This window comes from Nocardia aegles (assembly GCF_052545135.1).
In genome coordinates, this window is record NZ_JBQWRI010000002.1 from 908,789 (window position 1) to 933,618 (window position 24,830).

Sequence of the window (24,830 nt, forward strand, 5' to 3'; positions counted from 1 at the left end):
GACGGGGACCTGATGAAGGGTGGGGCGATGGATCGACCGGAGATGGGCGCACGACCCGGTTACGACCGGGGTGATCCGTACGGCGCCGAACGGCCGGTACAGGCGCCGTCCGGTGAGCAGTACCGCGGCGAGTGGGCCACGTGGGTGGATCGGTCGCCCGCACCGCCGTTCGAGCCCGCGCCGCCGTTCGAGCCCGCACCGCCGCGGGAACCCGAGCCGGACGAGCTCTACGAGGATCAATTCGCGGGGCTGATCGACCGCTCGCCCGCGCCGCGTTCCCGGCGATGGCTGATCCCACTGCTCGGCACGCTCGGTATCGCCGCACCGGCCCTCGTGGCCTATCTGCTGGTCGGGATCGGCGGCCCCGATCAGCAGGCCGCCGCGCCGCAACCGTCCGCGCAGGCCACCGTCCCCGCGGCACCGACCGCGCAGTGCCCCGCCGAGCGGGTGGGCAACCGGATCCAGGGCAACGGCGCCGGCGGTTTCGACTCCGGTCCCGCGGTGATCTTCGCGTTCCAGCACGCCTATTACGTCGACCGGTCCGGCGAGCAGGTGCGGGCCACCACCACCGCGGACGCCGCCGTCCAAGCCGCTGACGCCATTCAGCGCGGCATCGACAGCATTCCCGCGGGGACCACCCACTGCGTAGCGATCAGTCCCGGCGCCTTCGCGGGCCAGTACATCGTGGTCGTCACCGAGCACCGCACCGGGCAGCAGCCGGTCACTTACAACCCGCAGCTCGTCACCACCGCCAAGGACGGCGACCGCACTCTCATCAGCGCCATCACCCGCGGATAGGGCTCTTCGCGCGCTCGAGCGAAAACGCTCAGTCGGATTCGGCGGCGGTGACGACGTGGCGCATGAGGAGCGCGGTGGTGACCGGCCCTACGCCGCCGGGGACGGGGCTGAGCCCGGCGGCCTTGCCGCGTACCGAATCGGCGTCGACATCGCCGACGATCTTACCGTCGGCGGCCTCGTTGGTGCCGACGTCGATGACCACCGCACCCGCCCGGATGTGCTTGCCCGAGATCAGGCCGATGCGGCCCGCCGCGGCGACGACGACGTCGGCGGTGGCCGTGACGGCGGCGAGGTCGGCGGTGCGGGAATGGCAGACCGTGACGGTCGCGTCCTTCGCCAGCAGCAGCTGGGCGAGCGGCTTTCCGACCACGTTCGAACGGCCGACGACCGCGACGTGGCGGCCGGCCAGCGGGATCTCGTGTTGTTCGAGCAGTTCCACCACGGCCTCGGAGGTGGCGGGGACGAAGCCGTCCAGCCCGGCCGCCAGCAGACCGAGCGACAACGGGCTGACGCCGTCGACGTCCTTGGACGCGACGATCGCGGAACTCACGTCGTCGAGGGTGACGCCCTTCGGGAGGGGGGTCTGCAGCATGATCGCGTCGGTCGCCGGATCCGCACCGCGGGCGGCGAGCTCGGCGCGGATCGCCGTCACGTCGGCTTCCGGACCGAGATCGACTGTGTCGCAAGCGATTCCGAGCCGTTCGGCCGCTTTGCGGAGCGAGTTCACATACCAGGCGCTCGCCGGGTCGTCGTTCGCCACGACCAAAGCAAGGCGGGGGGCGGTGCCGCCCTCGGTGCGCGCGGCGGCGCGGGCCTTGGTATCGGCGTTGATGGCGGCGGCGAGTTCCTTGCCGGACAGCGAAACGGTATCCACGTTGACACAGCGTAATGGGCGCGGCCGACGTAGTCCGTCCTCAACCCCGCGCACGGCCGCAGCGAAGGCGGAGGTACGCATAACGGACACAGCCGGACGCAGTCCGGCCTCAGCCCCGCGCACGGCCGCAGCGAAGGCGGAGGTACGCATAACGGGCGCAGCCGGGCGCAGTCCGTCCTCAACCCCGCGCACGGCCGCAGCGAAGGCGGAGGTACGCCTAAAAAGTGAGTCGGCGACCGGCGCTGCTGCGAAACCACCGACGGCGGAATTCGTGACTCGCGGTCGAGCCGGGCGCACGGAGCCGTGACGGCATCGCATGACCCGCTCACTCATTGCCGGGTCGCCGGGAACTTCGGCCGTATCGTAATCCGTGCTTGCCCCAGCTGACTGCTAGCACGTGCCCACCCGTTCCACAGCGGAAAGGTGACGACTGTAGTGATGATCTCGAGGCATTGGAAACTTCTCGTCGCGGCGTCGTTCGCCGCGTTCTCGCTGACCGGGCTCGCCGGTGTCCCCGCGCACGCCGGACCGGACACCGACGCCCTGTACAACTCCGCCCAGCGCCACTTCGCCAACGGCGACGAGGACGCGGGCCGCGCCGACCTGCGCAACCTGATCGGCGCCGACCCCGCCGACGCCGAAGCGCTCGCCCTGCAGGCGATCTGGTCGGATTACGCCGGTGACCTGCCCGCGCTCGTGGACGCAATAGCGCGGTTGCACGCGGTCGATGCGGGCTTGGCGCAGGGCACCGAGAACGTGCTCGGCGCCATTCGCGCCGCGGTGGGCACCTTGCCGAACCCGCTGCCCGCGCTGGCCGGGCCGCAGACCGGCATCGTCGTGCTCGGCTACGGTCTGCTGCCGGACGGGGCGCTGCGTCCCGAACTGGTGAACCGGCTCACCGCGGCCTGGTTGCAGTCGATCGCCGCGCCGCTGTCGCCGATCGTCGTCACCGGCGGGAATCCGCAGAACGGCATCACCGAGGCCGAGGCCATGCGCGACTGGCTGGTCGCCCACGGGGTGCCCGCCACGCGCATCCACGTGGAGACCCGCGCGGGCTCGACCGTGCAGAACGCCCTGTTCAGCACGAGGCTGTTGCGAGACGTGGGGGCGACGAGCGCGATCGTGGTCACCTCCCCCAACCACATCCGCCGTGCCGTGGCCGATTTCGTCGTCGCGGGCACCAGGGTCGTCGGCGCGACGACCTCGCTCGAGCAACTGGTCTCGCAATTGCCGCCGCCGGGCCGAGCGGCCCAGTACGGCATCTATCTCGACGCCACCCGCACCTTTCAGCTCGCCACCGCCCGCTGACGCCGGGCCGATCGGGACCCGCATCCGAAGCGCGGGTCCCGATCGCCGGGGAAATCCGTTGGCGGCATCCCGCGTGCGCCCGGCAGGATGGCCCGGTGATGTCAGCGGGAAGTACCGATGTGGTGGGCCGGCTCCGGGCGGCGGGCTGCGTGTTCGCCGAGGAGGAGGCGCGGCTGCTCACAGCCGCCGCCGCGCAGACCGGTGTGGCCCTGGAATCGCTGGTCGCCCGGCGCGTGACCGGCAGCCCGCTCGAGCACGTGCTGGGCTGGGCGGAGTTCCGCGGACTGCGGGTCGCGGTGTCCCCCGGCGTCTTCGTGCCGCGGCAGCGCACCGCGTTCCTCGTCGACCGAGCCGTCGATCTGCTCCGCGACCGCACCGGTCATCCGGTGGTGGTCGATCTGTGTTGCGGCTCCGGCGCCCTCGGCCTCGCGACGGCGCGGGCCGCCACCGACGCGGGCCGTCCGATCACGCTGGCGGCCGCCGACATCGATCCGGTCGCGGTCGCGTGCGCCCGCCGGAATCTCACCCCGCTCGGCGCTGCGGTCTACGAAGGGGACCTGTTCGAGCCCTTGCCGGAGGAATTGCGCGGCTGCATCGACATCCTGCTCTGCAACACCCCCTATGTCCCCTCGGAGATGATCGCGCGGATGCCGCCGGAGGCTCGCGATCACGAGCCGCGCACCGCCCTCGACGGCGGCCCGGACGGCTTGGACGTCTTCCGCCGGGTCGCGGCCGAGGCCGCCGAGTGGCTGGCCCCGGGCGGGCATCTGCTGGTGGAGTCCAGCGAGCAGCAGGCGCCACCAGCCCTCGACATTCTCGCGCCGCACGGTCTGGCGGGCCGGGTCGCGGAATCGGAGGAGCACTACGCGACGGTGGTCATCGGGACCCGTCCACGGTGACGACGCGCTACTTCCGCGCGAGGACTGCCGTCACGGCTGTCGGCTTCCAGGCCATCCAGAAATCCGCGCAGGTAGGCGTGATCGATTCCGCACACCAGGTCGGGAGCGTTGTCCGCCAGCGGATGGAACGGACAGTTCCGCAGACGCAGGCAGCCTGCGCCTTCCCGGCCGGGCTCGAACCCTTGATCGGTGAGCGTGGACTGCAGCAGGGTCAGCGCGCGTTCGCGACCAGGTCACCGTCGGGGCGCCGCATCACATCCGGTGTCGCCGACGCCTGCGGATGCGCGGCAACCAGCGTGAACCGGCCCCTAAGCCAAGTTCCGCCAAGTTCCTCGGCTGAGTACTTGCGCGGCACTCGAATCAGTGCTATAAGAAATCTGTGCCCTTTGGTACAACTTATCTGATTCGTTCTATGCAGAATAGAGTGAGTTGGAGGTGACGACCATGCTGATGCGCACGGATCCGTTCCGCGATGTGGAACGTTGGACGCAGCAGATGTTCGGCACAGCGACCCGCCCCGCGGTCCTGCCCATGGACGCCTGGCGTGCGGGCGACCAGTTCGTCGTCGAGATCGACGCGCCGGGCATCGATCGCGATTCCCTCGACCTGAACGTCGAGCGCGACGTCGTGACCGTTCGGGCGCGCAGGCCGCAGCTCGACGCCGACCGCGAGATGGTGGCCGCCGAGCGGCCGCGCGGCGAGTTCAGCCGCCAACTGTTCCTCGGCGACGATCTCGACATCGACCAGGTTCGCGCCGACTACGCCGAAGGCGTGCTCCGTCTGACCATCCCACTGGTGGACCGGCCCGAGCCGCGCAAGATCGAGGTCGGTCGCGGCAACGGGCACAAGGCGATCGACGCCTGACGCGGGGACAGGAGACACCGTCATGTCGGATTCGGCTGTCTGTCCGCGGCCACTCGACGAGTGCGACGTCTGGCTGCTCGATCCCGACCTCGAGCGGTTGTTCGCCGAGGTCGACGCGATCCTGTGCGAGGCGGGAGCCCGGTTGCGCGGCCGGGCGCATCCGTTCATCCCCGCGCCGAGACCGCGGCGCGCCTCGAGCCCGTGCCGTGGCCGGGACACGCTCGAGACGCACGGCCGGCACCCCGAAGCGTGGCCTGCCACCGAACGCGGTCCTCCGCACAAACCGCCCACCACACGGTGCAGAGCAAAGGAGGTGATGCCCGCATCCCACTGAGAAAAACGAGTTCCGCGGCGCGGCGGTCGCCGCCCTGCCCCAGGCGCTGCCGAGCAGCAACTGCTCTACGCGCACCGCCACACCATGTGGCACGCGGGGATGACAGCTCGCCGCGGGAACGACCTCTCGTAGTCACGTCACTCTTCTCCAGGTCGGGGGAGGGACTACAGATCCCTCCCCCGACGCGCACCAGCCGCGGTTTTCGCACCTCGCATATGCCACTGCGCGGCAGATCGCCGAAGCACCCGGCGCTCCTTCGCCGGCGAAACAGTGTCCCACCTGCCCGATTTTGAGCGACCTCCGCCCGCACCGTCGAAATCGTCGATGCGGGCGGGGGTCGTTGCGGCCATGGCGGAGTTGGCGGCTATCGCCCCGGCCGTAGCCGCGATCGGCAGCGGCGGCCGGAGCGATGCGGTCGCGGCAGCTCGCGCGACGAGGGCGTGGTGTGGGCACGCGTGTAGGTCAGCACCTGAGTGGCTTCGGGTCCGCGGTCGGTGTCGGCGGCCGTGAACACGACCGATTGCCCGGCGGTGAGCGTTTTGTAGCCGGGGGCGCAGATGGCGGTATACCGGACGAACACCGCCTCACCGCCGTTGTCCGGGGTCAGGAACCCGAAGCCTTTTTCCTTGTTGAACCAGGCCACGTATCCGTGCTGCCAGCGTGGCAGTTCCGCGGCGCCGGTGTGCGGGTCGGGATGGACGGTGCTGTCAGTAGGCGAGGCAATCGTAGTCGTCATCGGCGGTAGGGGTGATCCAGGCTTGATCGATGCGGTCACTGATATCGGCGGTGTCGAACGCGGCGCGGATGCGCTCGGCCAGCGGGTGCAATCCGCCGGTGTCCAGTCCGATATCGCGGTCGGCGGCGCGAACGAGGGTCTGCTGGTCGGCGTGGTCACCGTCACTGTAGAGCGGGATCGTGGTCATTCGTTACTCCTCCGGGGTGAATATCGGTTTCGTGGGAAAGGTGGGCTCGGATCCCACCGAGCCCACCTGTGGGGAAGAGTCGAGAACGAGAGATCGAACATCGTCGTGTCGCATTATCTCTATTTTCTGACACAGATTTCTTCTATCACTCCTATGATATCTGCGCAAGTCCCGAATCCGTTCCACTGTGTCAGCCCGACGGCAGCGCACGCGGCTGTCGACTGCCCGAGCGACTGCCGCCTCCGCGACCAGCGCTACCGCGACCGGCTACGTCGCCGCCCGATGCTCCGCGACCGCGCCGGGTTGGTGCGGCGCGAGTGGGATATTCCGGCTGAGAGCCGGATGCGCGGGCAATGCATACGGCTACTGAGACCGAGAGCTACCGAGACCGAGAGAAGGGGCCCGCATGGTGTCGAGCACGCTCATCGCGCTCTACCAGGCGTCGCGCGAAGGGCCGCCCGGTCTGCTGCCCGCGCGCCAGCAGATGGCGTTCTCGCTGGGCTGGCACATCGTGCTGGCCTGTTTCGGCGTGGCCTTTCCCGCCATGATCTACGTCGTCCACCGCCGCGGCATCGTCCGCGACGACCCCGTGGCCCTGGGCTTGGCGAAGCGGTGGGCGACGGTGTCGGCGATCTTGTTCGCCATAGGTGCGGTCTCCGGAACGGTGCTCAGTTTCGAGATGGGGCTGTTGTGGCCGGGGCTGATGGGCCGCTTCGGCGACGTGCTGGGGTTGCCGTTCGCCTTCGAAGGGCTGTCGTTCTTCATCGAAGCGATCTTCCTGGGCATCTACCTCTACGGATGGGGGCGTATGCCGCCACGCCGCCATCTCGCCATGCTCGTGCCGATGGGGGCCGCCGGTGTGGTCGGCACCTTTTGTGTGGTCAGCGTCAACGCGTGGATGAACAACCCGACCGGCTTCCGGCTCGCCGACGGCGAGGTGACCGATGTGAATCCGTGGCGAGCGATGTTCAACGACGGGGTGTACCTGCAGTTCGCGCACATGTGGGTCGGGGCGTTCATGGTGGTCGGATTCCTCGTGTCCGGCGTCTACGCCGCCGGTCTGCTACGGGGACGCAGCGACCCGCATCACCGGCTCGGGTTCACGGTTCCGTTCGTCTTCGCGACCGCCGCCGCGCTCGCCCAACCACTCCTCGGGCACGTGCTGGGGATGCGGGTGAACGACACGCAACCGTCGAAGCTGGCCGCGTTCGAACTGGCCGCCACGACCGAAGGGCCCGCCCCGCTGCGATTGGGTGGCGTCCTCGTCGACGGCGAGGTCCGGGGAGCGCTCGAGATACCCTGGATGGGTTCGGTCATCGCCCGCAACTCGCTCACCGCTCCGGTACCCGGGTTGGACTCGGTGCCCGTGGCGGATCGGCCGCCGGTCAACCTCACCCACCTCGCCTTCCAGACCATGGTCGCCATCGGCACCCTGCTCGCACTGATGGTGATCGTGTTCTGGCTGCTGCGCCGCCGCCGCGACCTGCTGGCCGAACGTTGGTTCCTGACAGCGGCGGTGGCCGCCGGACCGTTGGCGATCCTGGCGCTGGAATGCGGCTGGATCGCCACAGAAGTGGGCCGTCAGCCGTGGACGGTGTGGCAGGTGCTGCGCACCACCGACGCCGCCGGCACGAGCACCGGCCTGTGGTGGAGCTTTGTCAGCGTGTTGCTGGTGTATGCCGGGATGACGGTGGGTGCGATCGTCGTCCTGCGTTCCATGGCGCGGCGCTGGCGCACCGGCACCGCGACCATCACCGCCCCCTATGGACCGGGCGCTTCACCGGTCGACCAGGCGCAGCGCGCCCGCGGCGTCGGGAAGCCGTGACCGATGGATCTCTCGGACGTGGTCGCGACCGCGATGTTCACCGGGGTGGTGCTCTACGCGCTGTTCGGCGGCGCCGACTTCGGCTCCGGATTCTGGGACCTGACCGCGGGCGGCCCCCGGCGCGGCAGCCGCTTGCGAGTGCTCATCGACCACAGCATCGGACCGGTCTGGGAAGCCAATCATGTGTGGCTGATCTACGTCCTGGTGTTCCTCTGGACCGCGTACCCGACGGTGTTCGCCGCCATCATGACCACCCTGTTCATCCCGATGAGCCTGGCGCTGCTCGGAATCGTGCTGCGCGGGGCGAACTTCGCGTTCCGCAAGTACTCCGCGACACTGCGCCAGGCACGCTTGTTCGGCGCCTTGTTCGCGGGCGCGTCGCTCATCACGCCGTTCTTCTTCGGCACCGCCGTCGGCGCGATCGCCTCCGGCCGGGTGCCCGCCGAAGGGTACGGCGACCGGATGCGCTCCTGGCTGAACCCGACCTCGATTCTGGGCGGTGTTCTGGCGGTCGGGACGTCCGCCTTCCTGGCCGGCGTCTTCCTCACCGCCGACGCCGCGCGCTCGGGCGACAACGCACTCGCCGGATACCTGCGCCTGCGCACGCTGATCGTCGGTGGCGTGACCGGGGCGGTCGCGATCGCGGCGATCGCGCCGATCCGTCACGACGCACCGACACTCGGTGCCGAACTCCTCGGGCGCGCCCTTCCGCTGATCGCACTCTCGGCAGCCGCGGGCGTGCTCACCCTGGCCCTGGTGTACCGCCGCCGATTCGGGTGGGCGCGCGTTCCCGCGACGGTCGCGGTCGCCGCGATCGTCATCGGGTGGGCGGTCGCGCAGACGCCGTGGATCCTCGTCGATCACCTGCTCATCGCGGATGCCGCGGGTGCGCGCGCCACCCTGGTGGGACTGCTCGTCGTCGTCGCCGTCGCCGCCGTCACGGTCCTCCCCGCCCTGGCCTACCTGTTCTGGCTCACCCAGACCGACGCGTGGGTCCGCGACGAGCCCGTGCGTGCCGGCACACCGGAACAGGTGTAGACCAGATAGCCGCCGTGGGCGCCGCGAATGTGCGATCCCGTCATCGGGGTTCTTCCCGGCGCGACAGCCCGCTGGCGCGCAGCACCCGCCGCGCGATCCCCGCGCGGATGGACTCCTCGGTGCCGATGATGCGGACGTGGCGACGTGCCCTCGTGATCGCGGTGTACAGCAATTCCCTGGTCAGCAGGGTGGATTCGGGCTCGGGCAGGACGACCGAGACGGTGTCGTACTGACTGCCCTGGCTGCGGTGGATGGTCATGGCGAACACGGTGACCACCGCGGGGAACTGCGTGGGATGCACCAGATACGGTTCGCTGCCGCGTTGCAGCGCCGCGCGCAGCGAGCCGTCGGGCATGCGCACGACGACGCCGGTGTCGCCGTTGTAGATCCGCGCCTCGTGATCGTTCGCGGTGACCAGCAGCGGTTGGCCGGGGTACCACGGCGCCTGGTGGGAATCCGGGCCCGCTCCCGCGGCGGCGGCCCACTCCGCGGCCATCCGGTCCCAGCGCTCGACACCGAACGGCCCCTGCCGGTGCGCACAGAGCAGGCGATGCGATTCCAGCGCGTGCAGCGCGCCCGCCGCGTCGCCGTCGAGCGCGGCGGCGGTGACCGTGGTCGCGGCCCGCACTGCGTCGGCGCGGACCGCGGTCAGCTCGTCGGGCCCGCTGAGCGACAATTCGTCGCCGCCCGCGCGCAACAACTCGAGCGCGGCGTCCGCGTCTCCCGCTCGCACCGCGACGGCCAGCCCTGCGATCCGCCCGCCGAACCGGCGGCCCCTGGTCAGCCGGACGATGCCGCCGCGCAGACGGGTGCGCTCCAGCGCGGTCAATGCCTCGGTGTGCTCGCCGGTCGCCTCCGGGCCGAGGATCTCGTCGAGCACGGGATTCGGGGTGGCGGCGACCGGTCCGGCGACCAGGTCGGCGAGTACCGCGCCCGCGTCGACCGAGGCGAGCTGGTCCGGGTCGCCCACGAGCACCAGGCGGGTGTCCGGGCGCAGCGCGGCCAGCAGCCTGCTCATCATGGTCAAGGAGACCATCGACGTCTCGTCGACCACGATCACGTCGTAGGGCAGCCGGTTGAACTCGTGGTATTTGAACCGGGTACTGCGACCGCGCTGCCAGCCGAGCAGCCGGTGCAGGGTGGCGGCGGTGAGTTCCGGCAATCCGAGCGAAACCGCTTGCTCGCGAACGGCTTCCTGCAGGCGCGCCGCCGCCTTCCCGGTCGGCGCCGCCAGCGCGATGCGCAGCGCGGGGAGCTTCGGCTCGGCCTCGCGGTGCGTGGCCAGCAAGGCGATGATCCGGGCGATGGTGTGGGTCTTGCCGGTGCCGGGCCCGCCGGCGACCACGGTGGTCCAATGGGTCGCGGCGAGCGCGGCGGCCAGGCGCTGGCGATCCGGCGCCGGGCCGGACGGCGCGTCGAACAACCGGTCCAGTTCGCGGCGCACGATCCCGGGAACGACCACTGGATGGTGTGCCGATCGCTCGGTGAGCACCCGCCGGATCGTCTGCTCCTGCCGGTAGTACCGATCGAGGTAGAGCAGCGGACCGGAATCGCCCGCCCCGTGGGATTCCACCAGCCGCAGCGGCCGCAACGGACCCGCCGGTCCACCACGTACCAGCGGGCTCACCCGCAGCGCGGCGACCACGGCGGGAATGTCCGGCCACGGCAATGTCGCCGGATCGACGCCCGCGTCCCAGGTCTCGTCGGCGTCGACGCCGATCTCCCGCATCCGATGCAGTTCCAGGCACACCGAGCCGGAGCGCACCGCGCGCACGGCCAGCGCCGCGGCGAACAACACCGCCTCCGACGACTCCCGGCCCAGCCGGCCCAAGCGCAGCGCCACGTGCACGTCCGCGGCCGACAGCACGCCCGCCTCGTTGAACGTGCGCAGCAGGCCGGTTCCTCGCTGCGCCACCTGGATCGAGGTCACCGGCCCGCCTCCCCCGCCAGCAGCGCCGACAGCGCCGCGACCAGATCGGCGGGCGGATGCCAGTCGAAGACGCCGCACCCCGCGGGCGTCTCCGGTCCGATCATGCCGCGCACGAACAGGTAACGGACCCCGCCGAGATGCCGGGCCGGATCGTAGCCGGGCAGCCGCCAGCGCAGATACCGGTGCAACGCGACCGAGTACAGCAATGCTTGCAGCGGGTAGTGCGAACGCATCATCTCCGCGGCCATCCGGTCACGGGTGTAGTGCGCGACAGTGAGATCACCGGTGCCGAGCCGGTTGGTCTTGTAGTCGACGACGACGAATCGCGGGTGCGCGCTCCCCTGGACACGGAGCACGGCGTCGATGCTGCCGGTCAGGTAGCCGCGCAGCGGTATGTCCTCCAGCGCCGCCAGCTGATCGGCGTACGGGAACAGCTCGTCGTCGGCCGGAAGGAGTTCGCGCAGCAACTCGGCGACGCGCCGCAGCGTCGCCGCGGTGGAGCCGACGCGGTCCCCGCCTGCCAGTGGCAATTCGAACTCGAGTTCGCTGAGGCGGTCCCGCGGGGCGATATCGGCCAGGCAGCCACCCTCCAGTGGGGTGCGCAGCACCGCCAGCAGCGCGGTGGCCAGACATTCCGTATCCACCTCGGCCATCAGCTCGCCCACCGCCTCGCGGCACCGATCGCGCACCTCGGCCCCCAGGTCCGAACGGCCGGTGTCGATCCGCTCCAGGACGCCGTGCACCAACGTGCCGAACTCCGCGCCGTAGGGCAGCGCGTTCATCAGCGACGCGGCGCCCGACGGCTCCGGCTCCGCCGCGCCGATCAGGGAGGTTCCCGCGGGCTCGTCACCCGGTCCGCGCGCGTCCTCCGGTTCGCTGTCGGATCCGGGTGCCGCCGGGCCGTGCGCGGAGGCGGTCAGCGCCGAGTACGAGGTGCGCCGCCACTGCTGGTCCAGCACCCGGTCGAAGCCGGCGGCGGCCAGTGCGCCCTGCGCGGGCGCGGTGCGCGCTCGCCGGATCGCGACTCCGTCGGGCCCGGCCACCGCCGTCACCGATATCGCCGCGCCCGCGCCCTGCGCCCACGACGAAAGCGATTGCGCGACAACGGCGTCGGCCGGAACCGTCGCTCGGTCGGCGACGGCGGCGCCACGATCGGCGCGCCCGAAGACCATGCGATGCAGCGGCGCGGCCGCGGTGGTGATCGCGGGTGCCCACCAGGCGACGATCTGGCACATGGCGCGGGTCAGCGCGACGTAGAGCAGCCGCAGTTCCTCGCCCGCCTCCTCGGCTTCGCTGCGCGCCTTCCGTGCGGCGTATCCGGGGGCGTCCGCGCCACCGACGTCCAGCACACGCGCACCGTCGTCGGCATGGAACAGCAATGTCGCCGGATACGGGTTCTTCGCGCTGTCCCAGGCGAACGGCAGGTACACCACCGGGAATTCGAGTCCCTTGCTCGCGTGCACGGTGGCGATCTGGACGGCGGCGGCGTCCCGGTCGAGCCTGCGGCTACGGTCGGCGACGGCGCCGGAGGCGGGATCGCGCACCCGGTCGGCCAGCCACCGGGTGAGCGCGGTCAGCCCCAGTCCCTCGGTCGAGGCGACCTGGTCGAGCAACTGCGCGAGATGACGCAGGTCGGTGAGCTGCCGCTCCCCGTTCTCCACCGCGAGCAGTCGCGGCGCCAGTCGGGTTTCGGCGGCGATCTTCTCGAACACGGCCGCGAATCCCGCGCGAGTGAACAACCGCGCCGCCTCACGCAGTTGAACGCTCACCCGGCCGACCAGATCGGCTCCCCCGCTGTCGATCTCGGCCGCGGTCACACCCAGCAGCGGTGTACACGCGGCCAGCCGCACCCGGTCGCCGCGGTGCGGCTGTTCCAGCGCCCGCAGCACCCATAGCCAGTCGGTGGCGCTGTCGGTGCCGAAGACACTGACACCGCCGGCGAGTACGGAGGCGACCCCGGCGCGGTCCAGCGCGGCACGCACCACGTCGATCTGCGAGCGGGTTCGCACCAGCACCGCGATGTCGCCCGGTCCGATCGGCCTGCGCGCCGGATCGCCTACCGCCAGCGAATCCCCTTCTGGTATCACCGTTTCCGGTTTACCATCCAGCAGCACACCGGATTCGAGCAGACGCACGATGTCGGCGGCGAGATCGTCGGCGACTGCGCTGCGCATGCGCCCGACGGCCGGAAAGCCGGATTTGTTCAGCGGTCCCGCGCCGGTGCGCGGCAGGCACCGCACTCGCAGCGGCGTGATGAGCTCGGCGGGTCCGGACAGCCGCGACCACGGTCTGGTCGGGGTGACCGGATGGACGCGAATGTCCTCGTGCCCCAGGGCCGCCCCGCCGTGCAGGTGGTCCAGCGCGGCGAGCAGTCCCGCGTCGCTGCGCCAGTTCGTGGTGAGCTCTTCGCGGATGTCGGCGTGCGCGACCGCGTCCAGGTAGCTGAGCACCTCCGCGCCGCGGAACGCGTAGATCGCCTGTTTGGGATCGCCGACCAGCACCAAGGTGGCGTGCCCGTGGAACGACCTGCGCAGGATGTCCCACTGCAGCGGGTCGGTGTCCTGGAACTCGTCGACCAGGGCGACGCGGTAACGCGACCGGATGCGGCGGCATGCGCGCGGGCCGTGCTCCGGATCGGCGAGCACGTCGTGCAGCAGCACGAGCAGGTCGTCGAAGTCGCGCAGCCCGGCCAGACGTTTGCGGCGCTCGGTCTCCGCGCGGACGGCTCGGGCGAACGCCACGCGCTCGCCGGTCTCGCCGTCGGGCACGAGCGTCGCGTGCCGGTCCCGCACCGCTGCCAGCGCGAGCGTGCGAGCCTCCTTCACCGAGAACGGCGGTTCGCCGCGCGCATAGCGGTTGAGATAGAGATCGTCGACGACGGTGCCGACGAGATCGTCGACGGTTTCCACCAGCCGGGTACCCGGGTCGTGTTCGCCCGCGAGGCCGAGTTCGTCGAGCATGCGCTGGCAGAAGCTGTGCGTGGTGGCGATGGTGCCCGCGTCGAAATCCGACAGGGCGGTCAGCAACCGTTGCCGCCGCGACCGTACCTCGTCTTCCTCGGCCTGCGCGAGGTATCGGACCAGTTGGTCGGCATGCGCCCTCGCCGCGTCCGGGTCGGCCAATCCGGCGGCGACGGCCACGAAGCGGTCGCGAGTGCGTTCCCGCAGTTCCTGGGTCGCCGCGCGGCTGAACGTCACCAGCAGCAGCTGGGACACCTCGACCCCCGCCTCGGCGACATAGCGTACGGCGAGACCGACGATGGCGTGGGTCTTGCCGGTGCCCGCGCTCGCCTCCAGCACGGTGGTGCCGGTGGGCAACGGTCCGTACGGTTGGACCGCGTCGGCGTCGAAGGCCCGTGCCCGCAAGGAGGTTTCCGGCACGGTCATGCGCGCCTCCCTCCTGCCCGGCCGGTGGTCACGTGGTCCGCGGCCGTCACGGTCGCCCGGGTACCCGGCCACGCCCGACGGACCGGTAGCGGCTGTCCGAGCTGACATTGTGCCGCGCGCCCCGCCGCCCGGCGGCGACCGGCACGCGCCGCGGCGGCGGGTATCGCGTGCCGCGGCGCGCCGGACCGTCTCGGGCGGCCGGCTTCGTGAACGGTCACGGCCGGTCCTGGCTTTCCGCGGCCAGCAGCGGTGCCCACATCCGCCGGGCCAGCGCGCCGAAGCGGGTGCTCTCGCCCGGTTCGCCGGCCGCGGCGGACGCGGCCATGAGGTCGTCGAGCCGGGGCGCCGGGCCCCAGACGTAGCGCAGGTGGCGATCGGTGTGGTCGCCGAACGGCCCGGGACCGTTGGGGCCGCCGTTGAATTCGCGCTCCGCCGCGGCGATCGCGTCCTCGGTGCCCGCCCCGCGGAAACGGCGTTCGGCGTAGACCGCGGTGGCGGCGGGCGCGACGGGCAGTGGTTCGGTCAGACCCGCGTCGCGCAGCGCGACCAGCCGGCGCAGAATCTCCCTGGCCGCGGGCGCGTCGGGTGCGGTGAGCTCGCAGCGCCGGGTCGGACGGCCGAATTGCCCGCGGCCGGTGCTCACCGCCCGCCAGGAGCGATCCTCGGTGACCACCAGCGCCAGCAGCGAAACCCACGCTGCGATCCGGTGTTTCGGGGCCAGCCGGGAGAAGGTGGTGCGGACCAGGGTGTCGCCGCGCACCTCGGGCACGGTGCCGGTGAGCCGCCGCCCGTTGCCCAGGTCGACCGCGATGTCCACCGCGCGCGCCGGGCCCGCGTAGTCCGCCTGCGCCGCGCGCACCAACCGGTCCACGGTGTGCTCCACCTCGTCGAGCACGGCGGCGCCGAACCCGAACGGCGGCAGCGTGCCGCGCCGCCACTCCGCCGCCCGCAGCCCGGCCGGGTCCGCACCGGTCAGACGAGCCGCGAGCAGACGTTCGCCCAGCTCCCACTTGGCCAGCCCATCGAGCTCGATGGGCAGCCGGTCGGCGATATCCTCGTCGTGTTCCGGGACCCGCAGCCCGAGTCGCTGCCATAGGAACGCGCGCACCGGATGCTCCACGAACGCGATCAGATCGGCCAGCGCGACGTCGGCCGTCTCCGCGGCGGGCAGCGGCGCGGCCAGGAAACCGGGCCGCGGCCGCGCAGGTCCGTCGGCCGCGTACGCACCCGCCAAGGCCACGGTGTCGAAGCTGAACGGCTGCTCGGCCCGGAAATTGCGACGATCGAACGATTGCAGTGGATGCCGCGTCACCACCGAGCGCATCGCCGCGGCGCCGACGTGGGCCCGCAGCGCGTCCAGCAACTCGGCGACCGGGATGGCGGGCGGCCGGTGCGCTCCGCTGACCGGGTCGGCGCCGGTGTGGAGCACCAGCAGCGTGTCCCGGGCCGCCATGACCGCGTCCAGCAGCAGTTGCCGGTCCTCGCTGCGCGGGTCGCGTTCGCCCAGCATCGGTGCGCGGGCCAGCACGTCGTCTCCGTCCGCTGCGCTCGCGCGCGGGAACTTCTCGTCGTCCAACCCGAGCAGCACCACCACCCGATGCGGCACCGACCGCATCGGCACCATCGTGCAGACGGTCAGCTCGCCGGTGCGGAAGTTGGCGCGGGTGGGGCGCGCCGCCAACCGCGAACGCAGCAGCACACCGATGTCGGACAGCCGCAACGACACATCGCCCGCGTGCTCGGTGGCGGCGGCGATTTCCCGCCGGGCCTCGGTCCGCACCCAGGCCTGCGGGTCCGGCACGTCGGTCAGCAGATCCAGCGCGCGGCCGAGCACCGTGGCCCATTCGTGCGCCGGCCGCGGACCGCGCAGGTCGCGCAGGCACACCGCGAGCCGATCGACGAACTCCGCGAAGCGCCCGGCCAGATCGACGTCGTTGCTGTCCACATCGTCCAAGGGCAGTGCGAGATCCAGCCAGTCCTCGGAGGTCTCGCCCGCGGTGACGCCGAGCAGGATTCGGTCCACCGCGCTGTTCAGCGTGTTCTGCGCGAAATCGGCCAGCCCGAACGCTTGGCGCTGACGCTGCCCGATGCCCCACCTGGCCCCGGACTCGGCCGCCCACGCACGCAATCGCTCGATGTCGTCGTCGTCGAATCCGCAACGGCGCCTGACGGTTTCGGCGGCGGCGAGATCGAGCACCTGGGTCACCGTCACCCGTCCGTCGGCCAGTTCGAGCAGCACAGCGATAACCGCGAGCAGCGGATTGGTCACCCCGCGCCCCCGGTCGGCCAGGCGCACCCGCAGGCGATGCGCGGGGTGCTCCGAATCACTGTGCGCCTCGGGCGACCCCGGCGTGCGCTGCCCGAATGCCGCGCGCACCAGCGGCGCGTACGCCTCCACCTCCGGGCACATGATCAGCACGTCACGCGGCTCGAGCGTCGCGTCGGCGGCGAACAATCCGAGCAGGCATTCCCGCAGCACCTCCACCTGCCGGGCCGGGCCGTGACACGCGTGCACCTGCACGGTGCCGTCGGCGCCGACCTCCCGCGGCACCGGGGGCCACCGGTCGTCCCGGATGCCCCGTTGCAGCGCGCGCAGCAATGTCACGGGCGAATCATCCTGTGCCGCTCCGTCTCCAGGGACGATGAGCGGATGGCAGGTGTCGGATCCGGCGACGGTGGACGCGGCCAGCCGCTGCTGCAACTCCCGGATGTCGCGCGCCAGTCCCGCCAGGAGCGGGTGGGTGACCGCCGTGGCACTGCGGTCCTCGGCACGCGTGCGGGCAGGCGGCAGCCCGCTCAGGGCCGACCAGAGGACGGGACTCGGGTGCACCAGCCACAGATGGACCTCGCGGGCGGCGGCCAGCGCCGACAGCACGGCGAGCTGGTCGCTGGGCAACCGGGTCACACCGAACAGCGACAGCCGCGGCGGCAGTGGGACCAGATCCGGTCGCTCACGCAGCCGGGCGCAGGCGGCGTCGAGCCGCTCGGCCGGGCTCGGCGTCCCGATCTCGGCGCGCAACCTGCGCCACAGCATCGGCTGCCAGAGCAGGTCGTCGGGTATCGAAGCTCCCGCGCCATCGGTGTCCAGGCCCGCCGCCCACTCGGTGATCAGTGCGGGACGCTGGGCGGCGTAACTGTCGAACAGCGCGGCGACCCGGGCGGCGGTGGCGTAGCGCCGTCCGGCGCGGTGCTCGCCGCCCGCGGTGTCCCGTGCGCCGAGATGCCTGGCCGGCACCGCGCACCAGGGCTCGGACAACGAGGCGTCGATCACCCGCAGCAGCGTCCACACCGCCCGCTCCTGGGCCCACGGATCCTCCGCCTGCGCCACCCCGCTCGCCGCCGCCAGCGCCTCGGCGACCAACGCGGCAGGAGCGGGGAAGACGATGTTCGCGCACACGCCGTCGGCCGCGACGCCCGCGCCGAGCACCCCCGAGAGCGTCTGGGTCAGCCAGCGCTCGACGCCTTTCGCGGGCACCGCGACCACCTCCGCCGCGAACGGGTCCTCCTGCGGCGCCGCCAGCACCTCGGCGAGCGCCACGGCGAGGACGTCGGCGCGCTCGGCACGGTGGATGTGCAGCGGCATCTGCGCCCTCTCGATCGGTGGTGTCCGGCTGCCCCGGCCGCGGACTTACGTGCACGTTTATACGCCCAGCGACCGACGTGCAATCGCACCGCCCCATCCGGAGGACAGTGAAATAGACCACACGAGAACGGATTGCTCCGACGTGTCACGCGGGGACCGCCGCGGCCATGTGCGACAGTGCTGCACCGGGAGGAGAGTTTGCACCGGGGCGGAACGAGAGAGCTGCACCGAAAGGCTGGTTCGCGTTCATGGATGCGATGGTGATTCCCCTGGTCCCGAAAGGCGGATTCACGGTCCGCCGGATCGGTGACCACTGGGAGCTGATCAACTCGCGCCACTACGGTCGCACCGTCGTCCTGCATTCCTGGCCCCGGGATCGGCACACCGAGGCGTTCGAGCACTGCTACCGGCTCAACGGACGCACCGTCGAGGAACTCCGCGCCGCCTTCCGCTGACCCGCCCGGCCGGCGGTGATGTGCGAATTCCACTGCGGCGCAACCACCGGACCCGGGGATAGCACACCACGGACCCCTGGCTCAAGACGTGCGTCCCGACCCGTGATGTGCGATCGTGATCCCTCGTGCGTTATCCGTCCCCCGCCACCCGAACCGTTCCCCGCGTGGCCGCTTCCGCCTGTGTCCTCGCCGCTGCGGCGATCATCGCCCCGAGCCTGCCCGCCGCGCTCCCGATCGCGGGCGCGGTGCCGCTCGCGCACACCCAGGGCTGCCTGCCCGGGCTCGACTGCGATCTGAGCAGCCGCATCGCGAAGGCCGACGCCTACCTCGACAGCCGTCCCGGTGTCACCGGCTACGTCCTGCGCGACCGGGTCTCCGGCGGCGTCTACGCCAACGCCAACGCCCAGAACGCGGTCTGGACCGCCTCCACGATCAAGCTCGCGATCGCCGCGGACCTGCTCAATCGGGCGCGGGCCGGCGCCATCACTCTGACCCCCGAGGACCGCGGCCTGATGGAGGGAATGCTCGCGACCTCGAACGACGGCGCCGCCGACCTGCTGTGGACCAAGTACGCGGGAATCGACCGGATGGCATTCAACAACGCCTTCCGCGCCAACGGGATGACCTCGCTGGTTCCGCAGCCCACCAACACCGCGCTGTTCCCCGACTGGTCGTTCCAGAAGTGCACCGCCGCCGACCTCGACCGCCTGATGGACCACATCCTCAACCGCATGCACCCCGACGACCGCAACTACCTCGTCGACCGGATGCGCGCGGTGGACTCCAACCAGCACTGGGGCGTGTGGGGCGCGGGCGCGAGCATGCGGCCCGGACTGAAGAACGGCTGGTCGGCCGAACAGGGCGGCTGGGTGGTCAACTCGGTCGGCTTCGCCGGACCGGGCGAGCGCTACACCCTGGCCATCATGAGCTCGCTGGGTGACGCGGGCGGCTACACCGAGGGCGCCGAGACCGACACCAAGCTCGCGCAGATCCTGCTCGCGGGCCGCTGACCGACGCGCCCGCTCAGGCGGCCGCGCGCCTGCGCAACGTCATCGGCGCACCGTCCCTGGGGAAAGGAATCGCGGTGAAGCCCCAGGGCATACGGTACTTCTCGGGAATCCGCCACTCGTAGGCACGCACCAGGGCGGCGGTCACCGTCTTCACCTCGAACGTGCCGAAGTGCATCCCGATGCACTTGTGCGCGCCCGCCCCGAACGGCATCCACGCGAGGCGGTGCGACTTGTCCTCGCGCCGCTGCTCGCCGAATCGTTCCGGATCGAAGCGCTCGGGGTGGGTCCACAGTTCGGGCAGCAAGTGGTTCACCTGGTAGGCGAGGTCCACCGGGGCGCCCGCCGGAATGTAATGGCCCGCGATCTCGGTGTCGCGCACGGCGCGGCGCGACAGACCCGGAACCGGCGGCATCAGCCGCAGGCTTTCCCGGACCACCAGATCCAGGTCGTGCAGCGCCTCCAGGTCCGCGATGGCGGGCACCGCATCGCCGAGGCGTGCGTCCATGTCGAGCACTTCGGCGCGCACCCGCTGTTGCCACTCCGGGTGCTTGCCCAAGTAGTAGGCGACGGCGGTGGCGGTCGTCGTGGTGGTGTCGTGCGCCGCCATGATCAGGAAGATCATGTGGTTCACCACGTCGGCGTCACCGAAGACGCCGCCGTCCTCGCTGCGGGCGTGGCACAACCCGGAGAAGAAGTCCGCCGTCTCGACGCGGCGCTTCTGCGGCAGCATCGCGGTGAAGTAGTCCTCGAGCACTCTCCTGCCGCGCAGCCCGGCACGCCAGTTCCCGCCCGGCACCGGATGCCGGATGATCGCCAGCCCCGCGTGGGTGCAGTCGACGAACGCGTCGATCAGTCTCCTGCGCTGCGGGCCGACGTCCACGGCCAGGAAGGTCTCCCCCGCGATCTCGAGGGTCAGCTCTTTGATCGTCGGATACAGCCGCACCGTGCGTTCGGCGCCACGCTCCCCCGGCACCCAGTGCGCGATCGTGTCCCGCACCACCGGTGTCAGCGCGGCCAGGTGTGCTTCCAGCCGGTCCCGGGTGAACGCCTGCTGCATGATCTTGCGGTGGAATCTGTGCTCGTCGAATTCCAGCAGCAGCAGTCCCCGCCGGAAGAACGGGCCGATGAAATAGTCCCAGCCCTGGCCGAAATCACGGCGCCGGTGCCCGAGTACTTCGTCGAGTGCGTCCGGCCCCGCGACCAGCACACGGTCGACACCGAGCGAGGTGTTCAGCGAGACGGGTCCGTACCTGCGGTAGCGCTCCATCATCTCGGCCGGACCCCAGCGCATGTAGTGCAACGCCCGGCCGAGGTAGGGCAGCCCGGCATCGCCGCGTACCGGCACGGTGTCGCTGCCCCGCGGCGGGGTGGCCAGCACCTGGCGCCGTTCCGGCAACAATCCCAACGCCCGATCGATCAGATGGCCGTGCGGTACCTCGATCAGCGCGATGTTCTCCGATTCGGCCCGCACGCTGGGCTTCCGACCGATCGCACGGTCACCGGCGACCATGGCAATCCTCCCTGAGCGACAGTTACCATCGTAGGCTCTCGACGTCGTGCACTCGGCCGGTTCGCCTCGCGTCGGCTCTTTTCCCCCGGCCCGGCCGCGGTCGCAACACGCCAGGAACGGGGATCTCGTCGTGACGGTGCCCGGCTCGGCGGCTACCGTTTAGCTGTCAGGAACCCTTGCCGGGGACGACCCCACGGTGCATCGAGGAGCAGCACGATGAGCACTCAGACTGTCGAGAACGGCCGGCACCGGGTGGTGGTGATCGGCTCCGGCTTCGGCGGCCTGTTCGGCACCAAGCACCTCGAGCGCGCCGACGTCGACATCACGCTGATCTCGAAGACCTCGACCCACCTGTTCCAGCCGCTGCTCTACCAGGTCGCCACCGGCATCCTGTCGGTCGGTGAGATCGCGCCCGCGACCCGGCTGGTGCTGCGCAAGCAGAAGAACGCGCAGGTGCTGCTCGGCGAGGTCACCGATATCGACCTGACCGCCAAGACGGTCACCTCGCGCCTGCTCGACCAGGACACGATCACCCCGTTCGACAGCCTGATCGTCGCGACCGGCGCCCAGCAGTCCTACTTCGGCAACGACCGATTCGCCACCTACGCCCCCGGCATGAAGACCATCGATGACGCACTCGAGCTGCGCGGCCGGATCCTCGGTGCCTTCGAACAGGCCGAACTCGCGACCACACAGGAGCAGCGCGACCGGCTGCTGACCTTCGTCATCGTCGGCGCCGGCCCGACCGGCGTCGAGCTGGCCGGACAGATCGCCGAGCTGTCCGACCGCACGCTGGAGGGCACCTTCCGCAACATCGATCCGCGTGACGCGCGGGTCGTGCTGATCGAGGGCGCGGGCGCGGTGCTCGGGCCGATGGGCCCGAAGCTGGGCGGCAAGGCCGAGCGGCGCCTGGCCAAGATGGGCGTGGAGATCCAGCTCAACGCCATGGTGATCGATGTCGACGCGTTCGGCGTCACAGTGAAGGATTCCGACGGCACGACCCGCCGCATCGAGTCGTCGTGCAAGGTGTGGTCGGCCGGTGTGCAGGCCAGCCCGCTGGGCAAGCTGATCGCCGACCAATCCGACGGTACCGAGGTCGACCGCGCGGGCCGGGTCGTGGTCGAGCCGGACCTCACCGTCAAAGGCCATCCGAACGTCTTCGTGGTCGGCGATCTGATGTCGGTGCCGAACGTACCGGGGCAGGCGCAGGGCGCCATCCAGGGCGCGACCTACGCCGCCCGGCAGATCGAGGCGGGGCTGAAAGGCCGGACGCCGCAGGAACGCAAGCCGTTCAAGTACTTCAACAAGGGCAGCATGGCCACGATCTCGCGGTTCAGCGCCGTGTGCCAGGTGGGCAAGCTGGAGTTCGGCGGGTTCATCGCGTGGCTGGCCTGGCTGGCGCTGCACCTGTACTACCTGGTCGGCTACCGCAGCCGGATCATCACCGTCATCCAGTGGTTCGTCACCTTCCTCGGCCGCAGCCGCGGGCAGATGGCCGCCACCGAGCAATGGGTGTTCGCCCGATTGGCCCTGGAGGCGATCAGCAACGGCGACGACGAGGACGCCGAACAACTGGCCGCCGCGCTCGGCGCCGCCACCAACAGCAGGCTCGCGGTGGACAAGGCGCACACCGACGCGAAAGCCGGCTGATCCGGCCGTTATAGCGTGCTCGACCAATCCAGGTCGCCGTCAGATCCGAATGTGGGGCGTCGACGTCTCCTTCGGATGAAAGGCGATCTATGGGCACAGGCAAGCATCGAGCACCCACACCACACCGAGCGAAACTCGGGTCCATCGTCGCCGTGGGAGCGGTTCCACTCGTCCTCGCGCTGGTGGGAACCGGCACCGCGAACGCCGCGCCCGATCGCCCCGTTCCGGTGACCCGGACCGATCCCGTCGACCAGTCCGAACGGACCGACCAGCCGGCCCAATGGCCCGCGGCGGAGGCACCGAACGTCCGCCCTTATGAAGGACTGCGGATTCCGGACGACACGCTGAGTTCGCTGCAGTGGGCGCGTCCGTTGCCGAATCCGAAGTATCTGGCCCCGGTGGAAGGGCTGCACGGCCCCGTTCCCGTCGCCCCGGTGCCACCGATCGCGCCGCCGCCGCACAAGTTGCGCTTCGGTGACGTGCAGGTCGACGCGCCGGATTGGCTCTACCGGGAACAGGCGATCCAGCTCAACGACGGCGCCGCGATGGCGGAGGCGAATATCGCGACCTACCTCGACTCGATCGGGATGGAGCGCACGCGGTCGGATCGGGTGGCGGGCCAGACCGTGGGTGCCGCCGCCATCGGCGCCGCGGCGGGCGCCGCGTTCGCGAGTCCGTTCGCGCTGTTCGGGGCGGCCGTCGGCGGGGGTCTCGCCCTGGCCATCGGTCTGCCGTTCGCCCCGATCGGTCTCGCCGCGGGCCCGATCGGGGCCGCTTACGGCGCAGCTTTGATGGCGGCCCCGTTGGCTGCCATCGGGGCGGGCATCGGCGCGGGACTCGGTGCGGCGCACTCGCTCAGCGCACCTCCGCGGGCGCAGAGCGCGCCGGAGTCGGTGGACCCGGCCCCGGAAGCCACCGACACAGCTCCGGAGGCCGGGGACACGGCCCCGGGGCCGGCCGACGGCTGATCGGATGGGTTGTCTAGGAGCGAGCCGGAAAGGGGGAGCCCGACGACACTGTCGGGCTCCCACCCTTGTCTATCCGGCGTGCTCCGCCCGGGAGCCGCTCAACAGCGCCCCGGTGCGGGTGAACAAACTGCCCCCCGCCGCCAGCGGCAGCCGGGTCTGCGTCAAACCCGTCACCGCCGCGGCACGGTCGTCCGGATAGACGAGTTCGCTTTCCAGGGCCCGTGGTGCGGACAGCGCGTCGTCGGCCGGTGTGTCCGCGCCCAGCGCCAGCCGGTGGCGCAGCAGGGGTGTGTCGTCGACGTCGGCGATCAGGTCTGCGCGCCACGCGCCGCCGTCCTCGCCCGCGCGGCCGAGTTGGACGCGTTCGCGCATCCGCAGCCGTGCACCGGAGCCCAGCCGGATCGTGGTGACCGTGTGATGGCGCGCTCCGCCCGCGACGATCATCGGCTCGGGATCGAAATCCAGCACTCCCCCGCTGCCGACGTCGAGCTGCCAGCGTCCGCACGAGTACGGCGTCGCCGCGCCCGGCAACGCCACTGTCGCCGCGACCGAGCGCACCACCAGTTCGGCGCCCGGCGCGACCACGATCACGACGTCGAGTTCGTCGCCGCCCAGCGGCGTAGCGGCGGTGCCGATCAGATGGACCGACCGCAGGCCGGTGTGGCGTGCGGACAAACCACCGCTCGCGTGGATCTCCGGAAGCGCTCCTGGGCGAGCGGCGATGCGTAACTCCGTGCGCACCGGCGGCACTCAGTGCGCGGCGGCGGATTCGCCGGCGCCCGCTCGGTCCTGCTCGGCGACCGCGCGCAGTTGCTCGCGCACCCAGGCCAGCACCGGTGTCGCCGTGGGGTCCGCGGTGAGCGAGACGAGCACTGTCGGCCGGCCGGCGCGCACCCGCGCCGCGTCGCGCTCCATCACGCCCAGGTCCGCTCCGACCAACGGCGCCAGATCGGTCTTGTTGACCACCAGCAGATCCGAGAACGTCACACCGGGACCGCCCTTGCGCGGCACCTTGTCGCCGCCCGCCACGTCCACCACGAAGATCTGCACGTCGATCAAGCCGGAGGAGAAGGTGGCGGTCAGATTGTCGCCGCCGGATTCCACCAGGATCAGATCCAGCGGCGGATTGGCGGCGACCAGATCGTCGATCGCGTCGAGGTTGGCGGTGATGTCGTCGCGAATAGCGGTGTGCGGGCAGCCGCCGGTCTGCACGGCGGTGATCCGCTCGTCCGGCAGGACCGCGTGCCTGCGCAGGAAGTCGGCGTCCTCGGTGGTGTAGATGTCGTTGGTCAGGACCGCGAGCGACAGCTCGTCGCGCAACTGCCTGCACAGCGCGGCGACCAGCGCGGTCTTGCCGGAACCGACCGGGCCGCCGATCCCGATGCGCAGCGCCTCTCCGGGCGTGCGGGCGCGTTTGGGCCGGTCGTGACCGTGGTCGTGCGGCTCACCGTCGATCAGATGCGGGGGCATGGCGC

Annotated in this window: 20 protein-coding genes; 11 read left to right on the forward strand and 9 right to left on the reverse strand. The window is 71.1% G+C overall.

The features are described from left to right. Positions 1-27: 27 nt before the first annotated feature. On the forward strand, positions 28-798 hold the full coding sequence (locus tag ACT89H_RS09320; protein WP_445108107.1) for a DUF8176 domain-containing protein: 771 nt from the start codon (positions 28-30) through the stop codon (positions 796-798). A 28-nt stretch (positions 799-826) separates the two neighbouring features. Here the strand turns inward: ACT89H_RS09320 and ACT89H_RS09325 are convergent, their stop codons facing one another. Further along, a complete protein-coding gene (locus ACT89H_RS09325; RefSeq protein WP_445108108.1) occupies positions 827-1,672 on the reverse strand; it encodes a bifunctional 5,10-methylenetetrahydrofolate dehydrogenase/5,10-methenyltetrahydrofolate cyclohydrolase in 846 nt (281 codons plus the stop codon). 438 nt (positions 1,673-2,110) lie between these two features. Between ACT89H_RS09325 and ACT89H_RS09330 the strand changes: the two genes are divergently transcribed. The 4 genes from ACT89H_RS09330 to ACT89H_RS09345 all read left to right on the forward strand — a co-directional run bounded on the left by ACT89H_RS09330 (position 2,111) and on the right by ACT89H_RS09345 (position 5,077). Continuing rightward, positions 2,111-2,980, forward strand: coding sequence for a YdcF family protein (locus ACT89H_RS09330; RefSeq protein WP_445108109.1), 870 nt, complete (start codon positions 2,111-2,113; stop codon positions 2,978-2,980). Positions 2,981-3,078: 98 nt separating this feature from the next. Further along, positions 3,079-3,879, forward strand: coding sequence for a putative protein N(5)-glutamine methyltransferase (locus ACT89H_RS09335; RefSeq protein WP_445108110.1), 801 nt, complete (start codon positions 3,079-3,081; stop codon positions 3,877-3,879). A gap of 444 nt (positions 3,880-4,323) precedes the next feature. Next, on the forward strand, positions 4,324-4,743 hold the full coding sequence (locus ACT89H_RS09340; protein ID WP_445108111.1) for an Hsp20/alpha crystallin family protein: 420 nt from the start codon (positions 4,324-4,326) through the stop codon (positions 4,741-4,743). A gap of 22 nt (positions 4,744-4,765) precedes the next feature. Further along, a complete protein-coding gene (locus ACT89H_RS09345; RefSeq protein WP_445108112.1) occupies positions 4,766-5,077 on the forward strand; it encodes a hypothetical protein in 312 nt (103 codons plus the stop codon). A gap of 364 nt (positions 5,078-5,441) precedes the next feature. Here ACT89H_RS09345 and ACT89H_RS09350 read toward each other — a convergent pair whose 3' ends face one another. Beyond that, positions 5,442-5,813: a cold-shock protein gene (locus tag ACT89H_RS09350; RefSeq protein WP_445108113.1), complete on the reverse strand. Its 372-nt coding sequence runs from the start codon at positions 5,811-5,813 to the stop codon at positions 5,442-5,444. Further along, on the reverse strand, positions 5,785-6,000 hold the full coding sequence (locus tag ACT89H_RS09355) for an Rv3202a family protein (RefSeq protein ID WP_445108114.1): 216 nt from the start codon (positions 5,998-6,000) through the stop codon (positions 5,785-5,787). Before ACT89H_RS09355 ends, ACT89H_RS09350 begins: the two co-directional genes overlap by 29 nt. Positions 6,001-6,406: 406 nt before the next feature. Here ACT89H_RS09355 and ACT89H_RS09360 point away from each other — a divergent pair, with 406 nt between their 5' ends. Next, positions 6,407-7,825: a cytochrome ubiquinol oxidase subunit I gene (locus ACT89H_RS09360; RefSeq protein ID WP_445108115.1), complete on the forward strand. Its 1,419-nt coding sequence runs from the start codon at positions 6,407-6,409 to the stop codon at positions 7,823-7,825. Positions 7,826-7,828: 3 nt separating this feature from the next. Next, positions 7,829-8,863 (forward strand): cytochrome d ubiquinol oxidase subunit II, encoded by a 1,035-nt coding sequence (locus ACT89H_RS09365; protein ID WP_445108116.1) that lies wholly within the window; start codon positions 7,829-7,831, stop codon positions 8,861-8,863. A 40-nt stretch (positions 8,864-8,903) separates the two neighbouring features. Here the strand turns inward: ACT89H_RS09365 and recD are convergent, their stop codons facing one another. The 3 genes from recD to recC all read right to left on the reverse strand — a co-directional run bounded on the left by recD (position 8,904) and on the right by recC (position 17,762). After that, entirely contained in the window at positions 8,904-10,793 is a 1,890-nt protein-coding gene (recD, locus tag ACT89H_RS09370) for an exodeoxyribonuclease V subunit alpha (protein WP_445108117.1), read from the reverse strand. Further along, on the reverse strand, positions 10,790-14,179 hold the full coding sequence (locus tag ACT89H_RS09375) for a UvrD-helicase domain-containing protein (protein WP_445108118.1): 3,390 nt from the start codon (positions 14,177-14,179) through the stop codon (positions 10,790-10,792). Before ACT89H_RS09375 ends, recD begins: the two co-directional genes overlap by 4 nt. A 214-nt stretch (positions 14,180-14,393) precedes the next feature. Then, complete coding sequence (gene recC, locus ACT89H_RS09380) at positions 14,394-17,762, reverse strand: exodeoxyribonuclease V subunit gamma (RefSeq protein ID WP_445108119.1); 3,369 nt, start codon at positions 17,760-17,762, stop codon at positions 14,394-14,396. A 257-nt stretch (positions 17,763-18,019) separates the two neighbouring features. On the opposite strand from recC, the gene ACT89H_RS09385 reads away from it, so the two are divergent. Both ACT89H_RS09385 and ACT89H_RS09390 read left to right on the forward strand, forming a co-directional pair. Next, positions 18,020-18,217 carry a hypothetical protein gene (locus ACT89H_RS09385; protein WP_445108120.1) on the forward strand — a complete coding sequence of 66 codons (198 nt, stop codon included), beginning with the start codon at positions 18,020-18,022 and terminating at the stop codon, positions 18,215-18,217. A gap of 164 nt (positions 18,218-18,381) precedes the next feature. Then, positions 18,382-19,227, forward strand: coding sequence for a serine hydrolase (locus ACT89H_RS09390; RefSeq protein WP_445108121.1), 846 nt, complete (start codon positions 18,382-18,384; stop codon positions 19,225-19,227). Between the two features lie 13 nt (positions 19,228-19,240). Here the strand turns inward: ACT89H_RS09390 and ACT89H_RS09395 are convergent, their stop codons facing one another. Beyond that, positions 19,241-20,737, reverse strand: coding sequence for a cytochrome P450 (locus ACT89H_RS09395; RefSeq protein ID WP_445108122.1), 1,497 nt, complete (start codon positions 20,735-20,737; stop codon positions 19,241-19,243). A gap of 216 nt (positions 20,738-20,953) precedes the next feature. On the opposite strand from ACT89H_RS09395, the gene ACT89H_RS09400 reads away from it, so the two are divergent. Further along, positions 20,954-22,387 carry an NAD(P)/FAD-dependent oxidoreductase gene (locus ACT89H_RS09400; RefSeq protein ID WP_445108123.1) on the forward strand — a complete coding sequence of 478 codons (1,434 nt, stop codon included), beginning with the start codon at positions 20,954-20,956 and terminating at the stop codon, positions 22,385-22,387. A gap of 89 nt (positions 22,388-22,476) precedes the next feature. Continuing rightward, complete coding sequence (locus tag ACT89H_RS09405; RefSeq protein WP_445108124.1) at positions 22,477-23,355, forward strand: hypothetical protein; 879 nt, start codon at positions 22,477-22,479, stop codon at positions 23,353-23,355. Between the two features lie 69 nt (positions 23,356-23,424). Here the strand turns inward: ACT89H_RS09405 and ACT89H_RS09410 are convergent, their stop codons facing one another. Then, a complete protein-coding gene (locus ACT89H_RS09410; protein ID WP_445108125.1) occupies positions 23,425-24,096 on the reverse strand; it encodes an urease accessory protein UreD in 672 nt (223 codons plus the stop codon). 9 nt (positions 24,097-24,105) lie between these two features. After that, on the reverse strand, positions 24,106-24,825 hold the full coding sequence (gene ureG / locus ACT89H_RS09415; protein ID WP_445108126.1) for an urease accessory protein UreG: 720 nt from the start codon (positions 24,823-24,825) through the stop codon (positions 24,106-24,108). Positions 24,826-24,830: the final 5 nt, after the last annotated feature.